Raw genomic sequence first — 17,127 nt, forward strand, 5'->3', positions numbered from 1 at the left:
GATCTTGCCGACCGATCATTTCGACCCGCTTTTGTTCAGATGCTTATCGACCTCTACCTTTTGCAAAGGGGAACCGGCCGTGATGACAGGACAACTCCGACGCCTCCTCGTTCCGTCCATTTCCGCTTTTCTGGCGCTGGCCGCGCTGCCCGGCGCGGCGCTGGCGCAGCAGCCCAAGGAGGGCGGGCGCGCCAATGTGGTGATCCAGCCCGAACCGCCGGGCCTCATGCTCGGCATTCTCCAGAATGCACCCACCCAGATGGTGTCGGGCAATATCTACGAGGGCCTGCTGCGCTATGACGAGAAGCTGAATCCCAAGGGCCAGCTCGCCACCTCCTGGACCATTTCCGAGGACGGCAAGACCTACACCTTCAAGCTCCAGAAGGGCGTGAAGTGGCATGACGGCAAGCCCTTCACCGCCGCCGACGTGGTGTTCACCGCCGACGTCTTCCTCCGCAAGACCAACCCGCGCACCCGCGCCTCGCTGGCCTATGTGGACACCATCATAGCGCCCGACGACGAGACGGTGGTGTTCCAGCTGAAGCAGCCCTTCGGCCCCTTCATCCGCATGTTCGAGGTGGGCACCATGCCCATCGTGCCCAAGCACATCTATGAGGGCACGGACTTCCTCACCAATCCGGCGAACAATACGCCCATCGGTACCGGTCCGTTCAAGTTCGCCGAATGGTCGAAGGGCGCGTTCATCAAGCTGGTGAAGAACCCGGATTATTACGAGAAGGGTAAGCCGCATCTCGACGAGATCTACTGGCATGTGATCCCGGATGCGGCGGCGCGCTCGGTGGCCTTCGAAACCGGCAAGGTGGATATTCTGCCCGGCGGCTCGGTGGAGAATTTCGATGTACCGCGCCTCGCCAAGACCAAGAATGCCTGCATCACCGACAAGGGCTGGGAGTTCCTCGCCCCACAGTCGTGGCTGTGGTTCAACCATCGCGGCGGCCTGACCGCCGACGTGCGCTTCCGCAAGGCGGTGTCCTACGCCATCGACCGCGACTTCGCCCGCGAGGCGCTGTGGAACGGCCTCGGTTCCGTCTCCACCGGCCCGTTCGCGCAGTCCACCGCCTTCCGCGATGAGAAGGCGCTGGTGAAGTATCCCTATGATCCCGCCAAGGCCAAGGCGCTCCTGAAGGAGATGGGTTACAAGGGCGAGACGGTGCGCTTCACCCCCATGCCCTATGGCGAGACCTGGCTGCGCTGGGCCGAGGCCATCAAGCAGAACCTTGAGGACGTGGGCATCAAGGTGGACATGGTGAACACCGATGTCGCCGGCTGGAACAAGAAGCTGGGCGACTGGGATTTCGATATCTCCATCACCTTCCTCTACCAGTATGGCGATCCGGCGCTGGGCGTCTCGCGCGCCTATGTGTCGTCGAACATCGCTCATGGTTCGCCGTTCAATAACGTGGGCGGCTATTCCAATCCCGAGGTGGACAAGCTGTTCGCCGACGGCGCCACCGCCTTCCCCGACAGCGCCCGCCAGACCATCTATTCCGCCGTGCAGAAGAAGCTCAGCGAGGATGCGGTCTATGCGTGGCTGATCGACCTGAAGTTCCCCACCATCACCCATTGCAACGTGAAGAACCTCATCACCACCGGCATCGGCGTGAATGACGGCTTCAAGGACGCCTGGATCGAGTGAGGTTTTTGGGGGATCGGCTCGACCGGAGAGCAACGCAAAGCCCTCTCCCGCTTGCGGGGGAGGGTTGGGAGGGGGACGCCTCACCGTTCGCCCGGCCTTCGCGTCCACGCGCTTCGCGCGCCCCCTCCCTAGCCCTCCCCCGCGAGCGGGAGAGGGGACCTGTCAGGCGAGCAGAGAGGGCGGGCTTGGTTTCGCCCTGTCGCGCAAAGACACCGGATCGGGCGCATGCGCCCGTCCCAAGCTCCAGCAACCAGATCGGGGCGCATGCAGACCTTCCGCTTTCTCCTGTCGCGGCTGGCCAAGGGCATCCTCGTGGTGCTGGCCATCGTCGTGTTCGATTTCGTGCTGATCCACCTCGCCCCCGGCGATCCCGCGGCGGTGATGGCGGGCGAGTCCGGCGCGACCGACGAGGCCTTCGTGCAGCAGCTGCGCACCAAGTTCGGCCTCGACCAGCCCATCCTCACCCAGCTCGGTCTCTATCTGTGGGGCGTGGTACGGCTCGATCTCGGCTTCTCCTATCGCCAGCAGATGCCGGTGATCGACCTCGTCATGGACCGCCTGCCGGCCACCCTCCTGCTCACCGGTGCCGCCTTCCTGTTCTCGCTCACCGTGGGCGTGGCGGCCGGCGCCTGGGCGGCGGCGCACAAGGGCAAGCCGCTTGACCGGCTGATCACCACCATCGCCCTCGTCTTCTACGCCACGCCCCTGTTCTGGATGGCGCTGATGGCGGTTCTGGTGTTCTCCGTCTGGCTGGGATGGCTGCCGGCCTTCGGCCTGCGCGAGGTGGGCGGGGAGGCCAATTTCTGGGAGCGCGTCCTCGATGTCGCCCGCCATCTGGTGCTGCCGGCGGTCACGCTCGGCCTGTTCTTCACCGCCGTCTATGTGCGCATGACGCGCGCCTCCATGATCGAGGTGGGGCGGCAGGATTTCGTGAAGACGCTGCGCGCCAAGGGCCTTTCCGAGCGCGTCATCCAGCGCCGCCATGTGCTGCGCAACGCTGTGCTGCCGGTGGTCACGCTGGCCGGCGTGCAGGCGGGGCAGATGGTGGGCGGGGCGGTGATGACCGAGACCGTCTTCGCCTGGCCCGGCATCGGCCGCCTCATGTACGAGGCGCTGCTGCAACGCGACTACAATCTGCTGCTGGGCGTGTTCGTGGTCTGCGCCGCCATGGTGGTGGTCTTCAACATCCTCACCGATCTCGTCTACCGGCTGGTGGACCCGCGCATCGAGGTGTCGTCATGAAGGGCTTCTGGTCGCGCTTCTGCCGCCACAAGGCGGCAGTGGTCGGGCTCATCGTCGTTGCGCTGGTGCTCATCATCGCGCTCATCGCACCACTCCTCTATCCGGTCTCGCCCTGGAAGATGGTGCAGCGGCCCTTCCTGCCGCCCTTCGCCAACCCGAATTTCCCGCTCGGCACCGATACGCTCGGCCGCAATGTGGCGAGCGGCCTTGCCTATGGCGCCCGCGTCTCGCTGCTGATCGGCACGGTCTCCACGCTGGTGGCGCTGGCGGTGGGCGTGCCCATCGGCGCGCTGGCCGGCTATTTCGGCGGCTGGGTGGATGATCTGCTGATGCGCTTCACCGAATTCTTCCAGACCGTGCCGAGCTTTGCCCTCGCCATCGTGCTGGTGGCCATCTTCCAGCCGAGCCTCGTCTCCATCATCATCGCCATCGCCATTGTCGGCTGGCCGCCGGTGGCGCGGCTGGTGCGCGGCGAGGTGATGGCCCAGCGCAAGCGCGAATATGTGGAGGCGGCCATCCTCGCCGGCCAGTCGGACCTCACCATCATCACCCGGCAGATCCTGCCCAACGTGGTCTCGCCCATCGTGGTGCTGGCCTCCCTCATGGTGGCCTCGGCCATCCTGCTGGAGAGTTCGCTCTCCTTCCTCGGACTCGGCGATCCCTCCGTGATGTCGTGGGGCTACATGGTGGGCGCGGCCCGCACGGTGGTGCGGCAGGCGTGGTGGCTATCGGTGCTGCCGGGCGTTGCCATCCTCATCTCGGTGCTCGCCCTCAACCTCGTGGGCGAGGGGCTGGCGGAAGCGCTGGATCCGCGCTCCGCCCGCGATGCGGCGTGAGGCGCGGCGCATGAGCGACACACCCGACATCCCCGTCCTCGCCGTCGAAAAGCTCGCCATCGCGCTGCCCGCCGGGGCCGACCGCCTCTATGCGGTGGAGCATGTGAGTTTCGAGATCCGGCGCGGCGAGACGCTCGCCATCGTGGGCGAGAGCGGCTCGGGCAAATCCATGTCCGCCAATGCGGTCATGGGCCTGCTGCCGCCCGCCACCCGCGTCGCCGAAGGCGCGGCGCTGCTGGAGGGTACGGACCTCCTGAAGCTGGATGCGGAGGCCATGCGCGGCATCCGCGGCCGGCGCATCGGCATGATCTTCCAGGAGCCCATGACGGCGCTCGATCCGCTCATGCGCATAGGCGCGCAGATCGCGGAGGTGTTCGAGGCCCACGGCCTGCTCACCCCGCCGGAACGCCGCGCCCGCGCGCTGGCGCTGCTGGAGGAGGTGGGCATCCCCGAGCCGGAGCGGGCCATCCACGCCTATCCGTTCCAGCTCTCCGGCGGCCAGCGCCAGCGGGTGGTGATCGCCATGGCGCTGGCGCTCGATCCGGTGCTGCTGATCGCCGACGAGCCGACGACGGCGCTGGACGTGACCACGCAGGCACAGATCCTCAAGCTGATCAGGGATCTCCAGCACAAGCACGGCACGGCGGTCATGTTCATCACCCACGATTTCGGCGTGGTGGCGGATATTGCTGACCGGGTGGTGGTGATGCGGCAGGGGCGGGTGGTGGAGACCGGCCCGGCCGCGCAGGTGCTGAGCGCACCCAGCCACGAATATACGCAGGCGCTCATCGCCGCCATTCCCACCGGGCGCGGTGCCGCCGCGCCGCCTCCGGCGAAGGAGGTGGTGCTGGCGGTGCGCGACCTCACCAAGACCTACCGCTCCGGCGGCGGCCTGTTCCGGCCGGCGCGCGTGGTGCCTGCGGTGAAGGGCGTGAGCTTTGAGCTGAAGCGCGGCGAGACGCTGGGCGTGGTGGGCGAGAGCGGTTCCGGAAAGTCCACTCTGGGTCGCTGCCTCGTGCGGCTGATCGAACCCGATAGCGGCTCCATCAGGCTCGACGGGCATGAGACAATGGGCCAGTCGGCAGGCGAGATGCGCCTGTGGCGGAGGCGCATGCAAATGGTGTTTCAGGATCCCTACGGCTCGCTCAACCCGCGCACCCGCATCGGCCGCATCATCGCCGAGGGGCCGATCGCGGCGGGCGTCCCGGTGAAGGACGCGCTCCGGAAGGCGGGCGAGCTGCTGGCCATGGTGGGGCTCGACGCCTCCGCCGTGGACCGCTTTCCACACGAATTCTCCGGCGGCCAGCGCCAGCGCATCGGCATCGCCCGCGCCCTGGCGCTTGATCCGGAGATCATCATCGCGGATGAGGCGGTGTCCGCGCTGGACGTCTCCATTCAGGCGCAGGTGCTGGCGCTGCTGGCGGATCTGAAGGCGCGGCTCGATCTGGCGCTGATCTTCATCACCCATGATCTGCGGGTAGCGGCCACCATCTGCGACACGGTGGCGGTGATGCGCAAGGGCGAGGTGGTGGAGATGGGGCCTGCGGCGGACGTCTTCGGCAATCCGCAGCACGACTACACCCGCCGCCTCATCGCCGCCATTCCCGGCCGCGCCGAGGGTGATGCCTTCGCACAGGCGGCGGGGTGAGGAAACGAGGACGTCATGCAGTTCATTTTCGATCCACGCCAGCTCCTGCACGATCCGGAGCTCTATTTCCGTCGGGGCGCCTTCATTCCCCATCCCGAGCAGCCCCAGCGCGCCATTCTCGTGCGCGATGCGCTGCTCGCCGCCGGCCACACCATGGAAGCCCCGCGCGACCATGGCCTCGCGCCCATCAAGGCCGTGCATGACGATGGATATGTCGATTTCTTCATGACCGCATGGCCGGACTGGGTGACGGCCACGGGCACCACCGTGCCGGCGGTGCCGAACTATCACACCGACCGGCGCAACTGGCGGGTGCCCAAGGGCGTCATCGGCAAGCTCGGCTATTATTCCACCGACACCTCCTGCCCGGTGGTGGAAGGCACGGCGGAGGCCATCTATTGGTCGGCCCAGACCGCCATCGAGGCGGCGGAGCGTGTGCGCTCAGGGGCGGCGGACCACATCTACGCCCTCTGCCGCCCGCCCGGCCACCATGCGGTGCAGGACGCCAGCTGGGGCTTCTGCTTCTTCAACAATGCGGCGGTCGCCGCCCATCACCTGCTGGGGCGCTTCCAGAAAGTGGCGGTGCTGGACGTGGACACCCATGCGGGCAATGGCACGCAGGACATCTTCTACCGCCGGGGCGACGTGGTGTACGTCTCCATCCACACCGATCCCAGCGACTACACGCCCTTCTTCATGGGCTATGCGGACGAGACGGGGGAGGGCGCAGGCGCTGGCGCGACCCACAATCTGGTGCTGCCGGTGGGCGCCGGCGTGGACGACATCCTCGCCAGCTATGATGCGGCGCTCGACATCATCCGCGCGTCGGGCGCGCAGGCGCTGGTGCTGTCACTGGGCGTGGACATGGCGAAGGACGATCCGCTGTCGCTGGTAGGCATGACCACGGAAGGGTTCCGCATCGGCGCCGCCAGGGTGGCAGGGCTCGGCCTGCCCACGGTTCTGGTGCAGGAGGGCGGCTATCTCGGCCCGTCGCTCTCCGACAATGTGGTGGCGTTTCTGGGTGCGTTCGAGGATGCCCGCCGCGCCTGAGCGCGGCGGGCAAAGCGCCTCAGCTCAGCTGCGCCATCAGTCCGGCGATGAGCCGGCCGCGCTCGGCCAGCGTGTGGACGATGATGTGCTCGTTGAGCGTGTGATAATCCTTGCCCGAGGGGCCGAGGCTGTCCAGTGTGGGAATGCCCAGCGCGCCGGTGAAGTTGCCGTCCGAGCCGCCGGGGGAGGAGCGGTGCGGCAGGTCGAGCCCGATGCTGGCCGCAATGGTCTTCGCCTGCTCATAGAGCGCTTGTGTCCCCGCATCCGGCTCCCACACCGGCCGCACCACGCTCTTCGTCACCTCGAAGCCGGTGCCGTCCTCCCGCCGCTCGTTGAGGGCGAGGATGCGCGCGGTGCCGCTGTCGAGGTCTACCTGCCGCTTGGCCATGGAGAGCGCCTCGCCCTCGCAGGTGGTGGCGACGCAATTCACCCACTGGCCGCCGTGCACCACGCCCACGGAGAAGGTGCAGTCGTCCGAGGTCATGTCCTCGATCTGCGGAATGCGCCGCGCCATCTCGCGGATGGCCGAACGGCCTTCCTTCAGGGTGGAGCCCGCATGGCTCGGGCGGCCATGGGCGGTGAGCTTGTAGCGGGCGATGGCGTAGCGGCCGGTGGTCACGCCCTTGTCTGCGAGGCCCGGCTCCGGCACCAGCACGTATTTGTGCTTCTTCGCCTCGGTCTCGATCAGGTCGCGCGTGCCCGGCGTGCCGATCTCTTCGTCCGAGGTGAAGAGGAAGGTGACGGGCAAGGGCGTCTCGATGCCGGCTCTGGTGAGCTGGATCAGGGCTTCCAGAGCGGTGAAGGTGCCGCCCTTCATGTCCATGATGCCCGGCCCCCAGCAGCGGTCGCCCTCCTGCCGGAAGGGCATTTTCGCCAGCGTGCCGATGGGATGCACGGTGTCGAAATGGCCCATCACGAGAATGCCCGGCGCGTCCCCTTTGGCGTGAGGGAAGCGGATGCGGGCGCAATCGCCGAGGCCGGGCGGGCCGGGGATGTGCTCCACCGCGCCGCCGGCCGCAGCCGCATCGCGAGCGGCCAGCGCCACCGCTTTGGAGACGGCGGCGGGGTCATAGGTGGGGCTCTCGCACTCGACCCATGGGCGCAGGCGCGCCAGCATGGAGCCGGTGTCGAACGGCAAGGCACTCAGATCCATCACGAAACATTCTCTATCAAGGTGTTAGAGGCGGATTCACGGGTCAGATTGAGTCAATCTGACCCGATCCGGCTCTAGCCGGCGGCAAGGCGGTCGGTGGCCACCGTCGCCAGCAGGCTTGCGCCCACGGGCAGGATGCCGTCGTCGAGAATGAAGCTGGGATTGTGCAGCGGCAGATTGCCCTCATGCCCCACCCAGAAATAGCAACCAGGCACGGCTTGCAGCATGTCGGCGAAATCCTCGCTGCCCATGGCGGGCTGGACATTGGTCAATACGTTCTCCGCCCCCACGATCTTGGCGATGCTCTCCACGGCGGCGGCGGTCTGCGCTTCGTGGTTCACCAGAACGCTGAAGATGGGTCGGATATCCACTTCGATGTCCACCGCAAAGGTCGCGGCGATGCCCGCCGCGATGGTGCGCATACGCTGGCGCATCAAATCGCCCGTGGCCGGATCGAAGAAGCGCATGGTGCCGCCCAGCGTCGCCTCCTCGGGGATGACGTTGTAGGCCGAACCGGAATGGATCTTGGTGACAGACAGAACGGCCGCCTGCTGCGGATCGGTATTGCGGCTCACCACCGATTGCAGCGCCTGCACCAGCGCCGTGGCCACGATGATCGGGTCGCGGGAGGATTCAGGACGGGCACCGTGGGCGCCATGACCGGTGATCTTGATGTCGAAGAAGTCAGCCCCCGCCATGGCCGGGCCGGGGAACAGGCGCACCATGCCGGGGTCCATATGCGGGGCGTTGTGCAGGCCATAGACCTCGTCGCAGGGAAAGCGCTCGAACAGCTTGTCCGCGATCATGGCCCGCGCGCCGCCGAGGCCTTCTTCCGCCGGCTGGAAGATCAAATGGATGGTGCCGGCGAAATCCCGATGGCTCGCCAGATAACGCGCGGCGCCCAGCAGCATGGTGGTGTGGCCATCGTGGCCGCAGCCGTGAAAGACCCCCGGATTCTTGGAGGAATAGGGCAGGTTGGTGGTTTCCTGCATGGGCAGCGCGTCCATGTCGGCGCGCAGGCCGATGGTCTTGCCCGGTCCCTTGGTGCCATGGAGCACGCCCACCACGCCGGTCTTGCCGATGCCGCTGTGCACCTCGATCCCCCACTCGGCCAACTTCTCGGCCACCAGCCTGGAGGTGCGCACTTCCTCGAAGCCGATTTCGGGATTGGCGTGGATGTCGTGGCGAATGGCGACAAGGTCGGCGGAGAAAGCTTCGATCTCAGGCAAAGTAGGCATGACTAAACCTTTCCTCGAATAATGGATCCAACGCTCAGGCGAAGCTACGCCCATTGGGCTCGAGGCGCACGCCCGGACGTAGATGTTTCCACGGCAGGCTGGCGGGCGAGAGTGGCATGGCGCCGGGCGCGGTGCAGACCAGAATGGTTTCCGCGATGGGCGTGAAATCGGCGCGGAAATGCACCGAACTCTTGTTGACCAGGATGGCCTGCTCGGTGGGCTCGATGCCGACGTAGCGGAACATGGCCTGATCGGCGAGCTGCGCCTTGCGTGAGGCCACCACCACCCGCACCCCGCCGATGCGCAGGCAGGCGGAGCGTCCGAGGAACATGGGGCCCTTGCCGAAATAGGGGCCGGTGGCATCGAACGTGCCTTCGGACAGCGCCTCGACGACGAAGGTGCCCTCGAAGGGCGCATCGTCCGGAATGCCCGACTTGCCGCCGAGCTTCAGCGTGACCTCTGCGCCGACGCCCGCCTTGTGCGCGGCCTCCGCTGTCTCCGGGTCCACCATCAGGCCGAGCGCCGCGCGCTCCGCGCCGCAGGCGAGAAGCGCGCGCAGCATGCCGGTGGTGTCGGAGGAGCCGCCCGCGCCGGGATTGTCCTGCGTGTCCGAGATCACCACCGGGCGGCTGGCGGTAGCGGCGAGCGCCATGGCCTTGCGCACACCGTCCTCCGGCGAGAACGCGCTGCCCGCGAAGGCATCCTCCTGCGCATTGATGAGGGCGGTGAGCGCGTCGGCGCCGGCATCGGCCTTCGTCTGCGTGTCCGCATAGGCCACCACGCTGCCGCCGCAGTCGGCGAAATCGGCGGCGGGGAAGCCGGGGAGGAAGGAGAGGTGCACCAGCCCCATGTCGCGCTCGATTTCGGCGAGCTGCGCATAGAGCGTCCGGCACGGCTCCATCTCCGTGCACTGCCAGGCGATGGGCATCAGGAAGGGGATCTGCCGGAACGCCTTGGCGAACGGTTTTCCTACGGCCAGCCGGGCCTCCAGCACATCCGCCGCGCGGCGGCCGGTATCGGCCATGTCCACGTGCGGATAGGTGCGATAGGCCACCAGCGCGTCCGCCTCGGCCACCATGCGCGGGGTGAGGTTGCCGTGCAGATCGAGGCTCACCACCAACGGCACGTCGGGGCCGATGAGGGCACGCACGCGGGCTTCGGTCTCGCCCTCGCCATCGTCCAGATGGGTCGTCACCATTGCGCCGTGCAGGTCGAGATAGACCGCATCCACGGGGCCGAGGGCGGCCATGCGCTCCAGCATCTCGGCCATGATGCGCTCGAAGGCGTCTTCGGTCACATGGGCGGAAGGGGCAGCGGCACACCAGAGTGTGGGGAGCACCTCCCAGCCCTTCTCTGCGGCAGCGGCGATGAAGCCGGAGAGGCCGGTGTTCTTGCCGGGCATGCGCGCGAAGATCTCTTCGCCCCGGCTGAAGGGCGGGAAGCCGCCACCATGCTCGAAGGCGGCATAGCCGGCGGGGGCAGGGGCGAACGTATTGGTCTCGTGCATGAAGCCGGCGACGGCGATGCGGGGCATAAGCTTGGTCCTCGGGGTCAGACGGCCGTCTCAAGAGGCCGGAAGTTCGCAAAATCCCAGTGGCGGCCGGGGGCGGCGGCCAGAAGGTCACGGGTATAATCCGCCCTGGGGCGGGCAAGAACGTCCTCGGCGGTGCCGTGCTCGACGATACGACCTTTGTGCATCACCACCACGTCGTCGCAGATTTGCGCGGCCACCCGCAGATCATGGGTGATGAACAATATGGCGATGCCGAGCCGGGTCTGAAGGTCGGCCAAGAGGTCCAGCACCTGCGCCTGCACGGAGACGTCCAGCGCCGAGACGGCCTCGTCCGCCACCAGCACATCCGGCTCCATGGCGAGCGCGCGGGCGATGGCGATGCGCTGGCGCTGGCCGCCGGAAAACTGGTGTGGAAACCGCTCCACCGCATCCTCCGGCAGGCCCACCAGCGTCATCAGCTCGCGGGCGCGACGGAGCGCCTGCGCCTTCGGCAGGCCGAAATTGCACGGGCCTTCCGCGATGCTCTCGCCCACATTGATGCGCGGGTTGAGCGAGCGGTAGGGATCCTGAAAGATCATCTGGATGCGCTTGCGGAAGGGGCGCAGCGTGGCGGGGGAGAGGTCGGACACCTCCTGCGTGCCGAGGCGGATGGAGCCGGACGTGGGGTCGATGAGCCGCATCACGCAGCGCGCCACCGTGGACTTGCCCGAGCCGCTCTCGCCCACGATGCCGAGCGTGCGCCCGCGCCCGAGCGTGAAGCTCACCTCCTCTGCCGCCACGGTTTCGCGCTTCGGGCCGAACAGGCTGCGCTGGGCATAGGTCTTGGCCAGCTCGCTCACGGTGAGCACCTTTTCCCGCGTGGCGTCCGGCCGGGGCGGGCGCGGGGTGAGGCTGGGCACCGCGCTCAGCAGGCGGCGGGTATAGTCCTCGCGCGGGCTGCGCAGGATGTCCGCCACCGCGCCGGTCTCCACCATCTGCCCGTGGTGCATCACGCACACCCGGTCGGCGATATCCGCCACCACGCCCATGTCATGGGTGATGAACAGCACCGAGGTGCGCATGCGCTCCTGCATCTCCTTGATGAGCTTCAGGATCTGCTTCTGGGTGGTCACGTCCAGTGCCGTGGTGGGTTCATCCGCGATCAGCAGCTTGGGGTCGAGGATCAGCGCCATGGCGATCATGATGCGCTGGCGCTGGCCGCCGGAGAGCTGGTGCGGATAGGAGCCATAGACGCGCTCGATGTTGGGCAGGTGCACCTGCTCCATCATCGCCAGCACCTTCTCCCGCCGCTCGCGGGCGGAGAGGTGCATGTGGGTCTTCAGCACCTCCTCGATCTGCCGGCCCACCGGCATCACCGGGTTCAGCGCGGTCATGGGCTCCTGGAAGATCATGGCCATGCGGCTGGCGCGGAGCGCGCGCAGGCGGGCATCCGAGGCGCCCACCAGTTCCTCGCCCTCCAGTCTCACGCTGCCCCCCGCAATGGCCAGCGCCTTCTTCGGCAGCAGGCCCATGGTGGCGAGCGAGGTGACGGATTTGCCGGAGCCGCTCTCGCCCACGAGGCAGAGCGTCTCGCCGGGCAGGATGTCCAGCGAGATGCCGTCCAGCACCTGAATGCGGCTCGCCGGCAGATGCACGCGCAGGTCGGTGACGGCGAGGACGGGAGTGACGGGATCGCGGGTGACGGGATCGCTCATGCACCGGTCCTCTTCTTGAGCCGCGGATCGAGCAGGTCGCGGGCGGCATCGCCGATCAGGTTCACGGACAGGATGCAGATGGAAAGCAGCACGCCGGGCCAGAAGATGAGCGAGGGCTTGAGCTGGAAATACATGCGCCCCTCCGAGATCATGTTGCCCCACGAGGGCGTCTCGGTGCCGATGCCCGCCCCGAGGAAGGAGAGGATGGCCTCGGTGAGGATGGCGGAGGCGCAGATATAGGTGCCCTGCACGATGAGCGGGGCATAGGTGTTGGGCATCAGATGGCGGGCGAGCAGCGCTGGCAGGCGGGTGCCCATGGCGATGGCCGCCTCCACATAGGGTTCGTTGCGGGCCGAGAGCACCACCGAGCGCACGAGCCGCACCACGCGCGGCACCTCGGGGATGGTGATGGCGATCATCACGGTGAGCAGCGAGGAGCCGGACAGCGACACCACGGCGATGGCCAGCAGCACGCTGGGAATGGCCATGAGCCCATCCATGATGCGCATGAGGATGGCATCCAGCGTGCGGAAATAGCCCGACAGCAGGCCGAGCGGCAGGCCCACCGCAATGGCGATCACCATGACCCCGAGCCCGACGATGAGAGAGATGCGCGCGCCATAGATGAGCCGCGAGAGCAGGTCGCGGCCATAGGCGTCGGTGCCCAGCAGGAAGGTGTCGCTGGGTGGTTTCAGGCGCTGGGCCGGCAGCATGGCTATGGGATCGTGCGGCGCGATCAGCGGCGCGAAGATCGCCATGAGGACGATGAGCAGCAGGCACAGCCCCGCCACGGTCGGCGCGAAGCGCAGATGAGCCAGATTGGGGATGTAGCGCGGGCGGGCGACGGGCAGGGCGCCGGCATCGGTGTGCGAGGAGGAGGCCATCAGTAGCGGATCCTCGGATCGAGCAGGGAATAGGAGAGATCCACCAGAAGGTTGATCAGCACATAGATGCCCGAGGTGAGCAGGATGAGCCCTTGAATGACGGGATAGTCGCGGGCCAGCACCGCATCCACGATGAGGCGGCCGAGGCCGGGGATGTTGAACACGCTCTCCGTCACCACCACGCCCGAGATGAGCAGCGCGAAGCCGGTGCCGATGACGGTGAGGATGGGCACCGCGCAATTGCGCAGGGCATGGCGGAACAGCACCTTGCGCTCGGCCACCCCCTTGGCGCGGGCGGTGCGGATGTAATCCTCGCCCAGCACGTCCAGCAGGCTGGCGCGGGTCATGCGGGCGATGAGCGCCACATAGATGGAGGCCAGCGTGAAGGCGGGCAAAGTGGCCCGCTGGGAGAAGGGGCCGAGCCCGTTCACGATGCTGGAAAAGCCCTGCACCGGAAACCAGCGCAGCTGGATGGCGAACACCTGGATCAGCAGATAACCGATGACGAACACCGGCACGGAGAAGCCGAGCACGCACAGCGCCATCACCAGACTGTCGATGAGCGTGCCGTGCTTCCACGCCGCCAGCACGCCCATGGGCACGGCGATGAGGATGGACAGCACCATGGTGATGAGGGCGAGGCTCAGCGTCGGGCCGAGGCGCTGGCCGATGAGCGTCGTCACCGGCGTCTTGGAAATAAGCGAGGTGCCGAGGTCGCCCTGCGCCAGCTGGCCGATCCATGTGGCGAACTGCACCGGGATCGGCTTGTCGAGGCCGAGGCTGGTGCGGATGGCTTCCAGCTGCGCTGGCGTCGCGGTGTCGCCGGCGATGATGGCGGCGGGATCGCCGGGGGTGAGGCGCAGCAGCAGGAAGACGAACAGCGCCACCACGCCCATCACGGGAATGGCGGCGAGGATGCGCCGCAGGGTGTAGGCGAGCATGGCTGGACCTCGTTCCGGCGTCGGGACGTTTTCGAAGCGGCACCCGGCCGGGGGGCCGGGCGCCTGTCGCGTCAGTTGGCCTTCTTCATGTTCCAGAACACGGGCGCCGGGCCGGTCAGGATGCCGCTGATCGACGTGCGGTGCAGGGCCGGCACGGTGTAGGTGCCCAGCGGCACATAGGCGACCTCGTCATAGGCCCGCTCCTGGATCTTGGTGGCGAGCGCCTTTTGCTCTTCCAGCGTCTTGGCGCCGGCGAAGGCGTCGCGCATCTTGTCGAGCTCGGGATCCTCCATCCAGCCGAAGAAGCCGCCCTTCTTGCCACGCCCGTTGAGCATGGGATTGACGAGGGGCGTCCACACCTCGGCGCCGATCCAGTTGGTGAAGAACATGTGCCAGCCGCCCTCCGCGATGGGCGCCTGGCTGGCGCGGCGGATCACCACCGTCTGCCAGTCCATGGGCTGGAGCGTCACCTTGAAGCCGGCGTTGCGCAGCGCCTGCGCCGCCACCACCGGCTGCGGCGAGACCGTCACCACGTCGGTGGGCTGGAGGATGACGATGGGCGTGCCGTCATAGCCCGCCTCCTTGAGCAGCGCTTGTGCCGCCTTCACGTCGCCGGTGGCAAAGCTCTTGGGGGCACCGGCCGCCGTCTCCAGCGGCACGCCGCACCCATACATGGAGGGGCAGGCCTTGTAGTATTCCGGATTGCCGGACACCGCCGCCAGCGTGTCGTTCTGGCTCATGGCGATGAGCGCCGCCCTGCGGATCTTCACATTGTCGAAGGGCGGGTTGAGGAAGTTCATCCGGCCCATGGTCTGGCTGTAGAGCGGATTCCAGGCCAGTTTCTTGATGTCCGGATTGCCTTCCGCGATCGGCAGAAGGTCCACCGGCGGGGACTCGATGTAATCGATCTCGCCGGAACCGAGCGCGTTCAGCGCTGTCTGGGCGTCGGGCATGTTCACCCATTCCACCCGGTCCACGAACACCTGCTTGCCGCCGGCGGTCCAGCTCGGGGCCTCCTTGCGGGGGATGTATTTGTCGAACTTCTCGTAGACCACCTTCACGCCGGGCTGGAACTCCTCCTTCACGAACCGGAACGGGCCGGAGCCCATCTGGTCGGTGATGCTTTCCATGGCGGGCGTCTCGGCGATGCGCTTGGGCATCATGAAGGGCACCACGGAGGAGGGCTTCGCCAGCATGTCCAGCACGGGCGCGAAGGGCTTCTTGAGCTTGAGCACAATGGTCTTCGGATCTGCCGCCGTCAGGCTCTCCGTATAGTCCATCATCATCTGGCCGCCGGTGTCGCGCTGGGCCCAGCGCTTGATGGAGGCCACGCAGTCTTCCGCCGTCACCGGCGTTCCGTCGTGCCAGAGCAGGCCGTCGCGCAGGGTGAGGGTGTAGGTCAGCGCGTCGTCGGAGATCTTGTACTCCGCCATCTGCGGCTGCGGCTTGTAGTTGGCGTCCATCGACAACAGCGTGTCGTAGATCATGTAGCCGTGGTTGCGGGTGATGTGGGCGGTGGTGATGATGGGATCCAGCACCCTCAGGCCCGAATGCATCACGGCGCGGATGGTGGTGCCGGCGGCCTGCGCGGCGGGGCTGAGCGCCCCGAGGCCGAGGGCGATGACGGAGGCCATCGTCAGGGCCGAAGTCACTGTCCTCGTGGCTGTTCGGCGGGATACGGTAATGCCGTTCTTGAACCAGATCATGCAGCAATCCCCTCGTAATGATGGAATGATCAGTGCGGCTGGGCCGTTCTTGTGCTGAAGGTCAGTTCTATGCGGGACGCAAAAGCCGGGGCTGAATTCAGGTGACGCGAAAGCGGTGCGGTCGCTCCTTCGGCGCCAGACGCGAGCGGGCATGGACCCGCTCTCCTCCGGTCTCGCCCGGCCTTGCCAGTTGGCTGGCTGGAACCCTACGAAAGCTGCCCCTTCTGCACAACAATGATGCGTGATTAAAATATAGCGCGGTGCCGGTACAGAAGAACGGTGCATCGCTCATGGCGCAGGCAAAGCATTGTCCCTGCCGGCCCGGTTCCAGCGGGCGGAACTTCATAAAATGACGACGTTTCATCGGCGTTCTGGCGAGCGCGGATAAGGTTTCCGGATGCCTCTCCGTCGCCCGAAACGGACGTTTGAAACGGGGGCGTCACTGCCTGTTCCGTGGGCGCGGATGTCTTTGACCGGATGTGTTGTATAGCGTGCTATTTGTATAGGTTCTGCACAGGGTTAGCCGGCCCCGTCGGCGCCCGTCCGACTTTTCCAAACGGGCTCTCAGGCCCGCGCCGTGCGCCGCATCAGCAGTGCCAGCACCTGCGCGATGGTCACCATCAGCACCACGCCCACGGTGATCCCGCCGAGCCGCTCGACCACCGGCAGCAGTTCGGCCGGAGGTCCGCTGCCGCTGACGAGAGCGGTGATGAAGGCGATGCCGCCCTGCGTGCCGACATAGCTGTGTGCGCCTCCGCCATGATGCAGGCGGGAGAAATAGAACAGGCCGGCGAACAGCGTCACCGCATAGAGGGGCAGCACCTCCAGCGGCAGCAGCAGGGCGAGAAGCCCGAGCCCGCCGCCCAGCGCGCAGCCGAGAAAGCGCTGTCGCGCGCGCACGTTGATGGTGGCGAAGTCGCGATCGAGCACGGCAAGGCTGGAGCCCATGGCCTGCGGCATGGAGGGGATGTCGAACCACGACCACAGCGCCACCATCGCCACCGCTGTCAGGCCAGCCACCAGCGCAAGGCGCGTCAGGTCGAGGTCCGGTGTGTGGGGCGTGGCGGGGGCGTGCGGGGGCGGCGCTGTCCCGGCGCGGGCGATGGTGTGCACGAAGGCCACCGCGAACACGCCGCAGGAAATCTCGGCGAAGCGGAACTGGGCGAAGGAGAACAGCACCTGCGGTTCCATGATGCTGACCGCGATCATCAGCATCAGCGTGATCATGCCGTAGAACCACGCATAGCCGAACCGGCTGGTGAAGCGCAGGTAGGAGCCGATGGCGCAGATGATGAACAGCGCCAGCGCCTGGAACAGCACCTGCCCCTCCATGGCCACCGCGAGCGCATAGCCCACCGTCAGCCCGACGAAGGTGCCGGCCAGCCGCATGGCGATCTTGCGCCACAGCGCCGTCATGTCCGGATTGGCGACGACCCAGGCCGAGATCGCCGCCCACCACAGATCCTGAAGGCCAAGAAAGGCGGCGAGCCCCACGGCAGCCAGGACGCTGGAGGCTGTGATCAGGCCCTGCCGTGCGCTCCATGCGGAAGGGGCCGGTGCCATGG

Annotated in this window: 13 protein-coding genes; 5 read left to right on the forward strand and 8 right to left on the reverse strand. The window is 67.0% G+C overall.

The window, feature by feature from the left end:
- Positions 1–82: 82 nt before the first annotated feature.
- The 5 genes from IEW24_RS16285 (at position 83) to IEW24_RS16305 (ending at position 6,433) form a co-directional block, all read left to right on the forward strand.
- The gene (locus tag IEW24_RS16285) at positions 83–1,657 is read left to right on the forward strand and encodes an ABC transporter substrate-binding protein (RefSeq protein ID WP_188580473.1); all 1,575 of its coding nucleotides are present in this window, start codon (positions 83–85) and stop codon (positions 1,655–1,657) included.
- Between the two features lie 264 nt (positions 1,658–1,921).
- A complete protein-coding gene (locus IEW24_RS16290; protein ID WP_188580475.1) occupies positions 1,922–2,899 on the forward strand; it encodes an ABC transporter permease in 978 nt (325 codons plus the stop codon).
- Complete coding sequence (locus IEW24_RS16295; RefSeq protein WP_188580477.1) at positions 2,896–3,735, forward strand: ABC transporter permease; 840 nt, start codon at positions 2,896–2,898, stop codon at positions 3,733–3,735. Before IEW24_RS16290 ends, IEW24_RS16295 begins: the two co-directional genes overlap by 4 nt.
- A 10-nt stretch (positions 3,736–3,745) precedes the next feature.
- Positions 3,746–5,383 carry an ABC transporter ATP-binding protein gene (locus IEW24_RS16300; protein ID WP_188580479.1) on the forward strand — a complete coding sequence of 546 codons (1,638 nt, stop codon included), beginning with the start codon at positions 3,746–3,748 and terminating at the stop codon, positions 5,381–5,383.
- Between the two features lie 15 nt (positions 5,384–5,398).
- Positions 5,399–6,433, forward strand: coding sequence for a histone deacetylase family protein (locus IEW24_RS16305; protein ID WP_188580481.1), 1,035 nt, complete (start codon positions 5,399–5,401; stop codon positions 6,431–6,433).
- A 19-nt stretch (positions 6,434–6,452) separates the two neighbouring features.
- Here the strand turns inward: IEW24_RS16305 and IEW24_RS16310 are convergent, their stop codons facing one another.
- From IEW24_RS16310 to IEW24_RS16345, 8 genes are all read right to left on the reverse strand, one after another.
- A complete protein-coding gene (locus tag IEW24_RS16310; protein ID WP_188580677.1) occupies positions 6,453–7,586 on the reverse strand; it encodes a M20/M25/M40 family metallo-hydrolase in 1,134 nt (377 codons plus the stop codon).
- Between the two features lie 74 nt (positions 7,587–7,660).
- Positions 7,661–8,824: a M20 aminoacylase family protein gene (locus IEW24_RS16315; RefSeq protein WP_188580483.1), complete on the reverse strand. Its 1,164-nt coding sequence runs from the start codon at positions 8,822–8,824 to the stop codon at positions 7,661–7,663.
- 34 nt (positions 8,825–8,858) lie between these two features.
- Complete coding sequence (locus IEW24_RS16320) at positions 8,859–10,358, reverse strand: M81 family metallopeptidase (RefSeq protein ID WP_188580485.1); 1,500 nt, start codon at positions 10,356–10,358, stop codon at positions 8,859–8,861.
- A 17-nt stretch (positions 10,359–10,375) separates the two neighbouring features.
- Positions 10,376–12,031: an ABC transporter ATP-binding protein gene (locus IEW24_RS16325; RefSeq protein ID WP_188580487.1), complete on the reverse strand. Its 1,656-nt coding sequence runs from the start codon at positions 12,029–12,031 to the stop codon at positions 10,376–10,378.
- Positions 12,028–12,915 (reverse strand): ABC transporter permease, encoded by an 888-nt coding sequence (locus tag IEW24_RS16330; RefSeq protein WP_188580488.1) that lies wholly within the window; start codon positions 12,913–12,915, stop codon positions 12,028–12,030. Before IEW24_RS16330 ends, IEW24_RS16325 begins: the two co-directional genes overlap by 4 nt.
- Positions 12,915–13,856: an ABC transporter permease gene (locus IEW24_RS16335; protein ID WP_188580490.1), complete on the reverse strand. Its 942-nt coding sequence runs from the start codon at positions 13,854–13,856 to the stop codon at positions 12,915–12,917. The genes IEW24_RS16330 and IEW24_RS16335 overlap by 1 nt, the downstream gene beginning before the upstream one ends.
- Before the next feature lie 71 nt (positions 13,857–13,927).
- Complete coding sequence (locus IEW24_RS16340; protein WP_244644479.1) at positions 13,928–15,490, reverse strand: ABC transporter substrate-binding protein; 1,563 nt, start codon at positions 15,488–15,490, stop codon at positions 13,928–13,930.
- A gap of 636 nt (positions 15,491–16,126) precedes the next feature.
- On the reverse strand, positions 16,127–17,125 hold the full coding sequence (locus tag IEW24_RS16345) for an FUSC family protein (RefSeq protein WP_188580494.1): 999 nt from the start codon (positions 17,123–17,125) through the stop codon (positions 16,127–16,129).
- Positions 17,126–17,127 lie beyond the last annotated feature (2 nt).

It is taken from the genome of Azorhizobium oxalatiphilum (assembly GCF_014635325.1).
Lineage (GTDB): Bacteria > Pseudomonadota > Alphaproteobacteria > Rhizobiales > Xanthobacteraceae > Azorhizobium > Azorhizobium oxalatiphilum.

Excerpts from the sequence above, each read along its gene's own strand:
- IEW24_RS16345 (WP_188580494.1), bottom strand. The coding sequence starts at position 17,125 with ATGGCACCGGCCCCTTCCGCATGGAGCGCACGGCAGGGCCTGATCACA.
- IEW24_RS16325 (WP_188580487.1), bottom strand. The coding sequence starts at position 12,031 with ATGAGCGATCCCGTCACCCGCGATCCCGTCACTCCCGTCCTCGCCGTC.
- IEW24_RS16330 (WP_188580488.1), bottom strand. The coding sequence starts at position 12,915 with ATGGCCTCCTCCTCGCACACCGATGCCGGCGCCCTGCCCGTCGCCCGC.
- IEW24_RS16285 (WP_188580473.1), top strand. The coding sequence starts at position 83 with ATGACAGGACAACTCCGACGCCTCCTCGTTCCGTCCATTTCCGCTTTT.
- IEW24_RS16290 (WP_188580475.1), top strand. The coding sequence starts at position 1,922 with ATGCAGACCTTCCGCTTTCTCCTGTCGCGGCTGGCCAAGGGCATCCTC.
- IEW24_RS16335 (WP_188580490.1), bottom strand. The coding sequence starts at position 13,856 with ATGCTCGCCTACACCCTGCGGCGCATCCTCGCCGCCATTCCCGTGATG.
- IEW24_RS16300 (WP_188580479.1), top strand. The coding sequence starts at position 3,746 with ATGAGCGACACACCCGACATCCCCGTCCTCGCCGTCGAAAAGCTCGCC.
- IEW24_RS16340 (WP_244644479.1), bottom strand. The coding sequence starts at position 15,490 with ATGGCCTCCGTCATCGCCCTCGGCCTCGGGGCGCTCAGCCCCGCCGCG.
- IEW24_RS16305 (WP_188580481.1), top strand. The coding sequence starts at position 5,399 with ATGCAGTTCATTTTCGATCCACGCCAGCTCCTGCACGATCCGGAGCTC.
- IEW24_RS16320 (WP_188580485.1), bottom strand. The coding sequence starts at position 10,358 with ATGCCCCGCATCGCCGTCGCCGGCTTCATGCACGAGACCAATACGTTC.
- IEW24_RS16295 (WP_188580477.1), top strand. The coding sequence starts at position 2,896 with ATGAAGGGCTTCTGGTCGCGCTTCTGCCGCCACAAGGCGGCAGTGGTC.
- IEW24_RS16315 (WP_188580483.1), bottom strand. The coding sequence starts at position 8,824 with ATGCCTACTTTGCCTGAGATCGAAGCTTTCTCCGCCGACCTTGTCGCC.
- IEW24_RS16310 (WP_188580677.1), bottom strand. The coding sequence starts at position 7,586 with ATGGATCTGAGTGCCTTGCCGTTCGACACCGGCTCCATGCTGGCGCGC.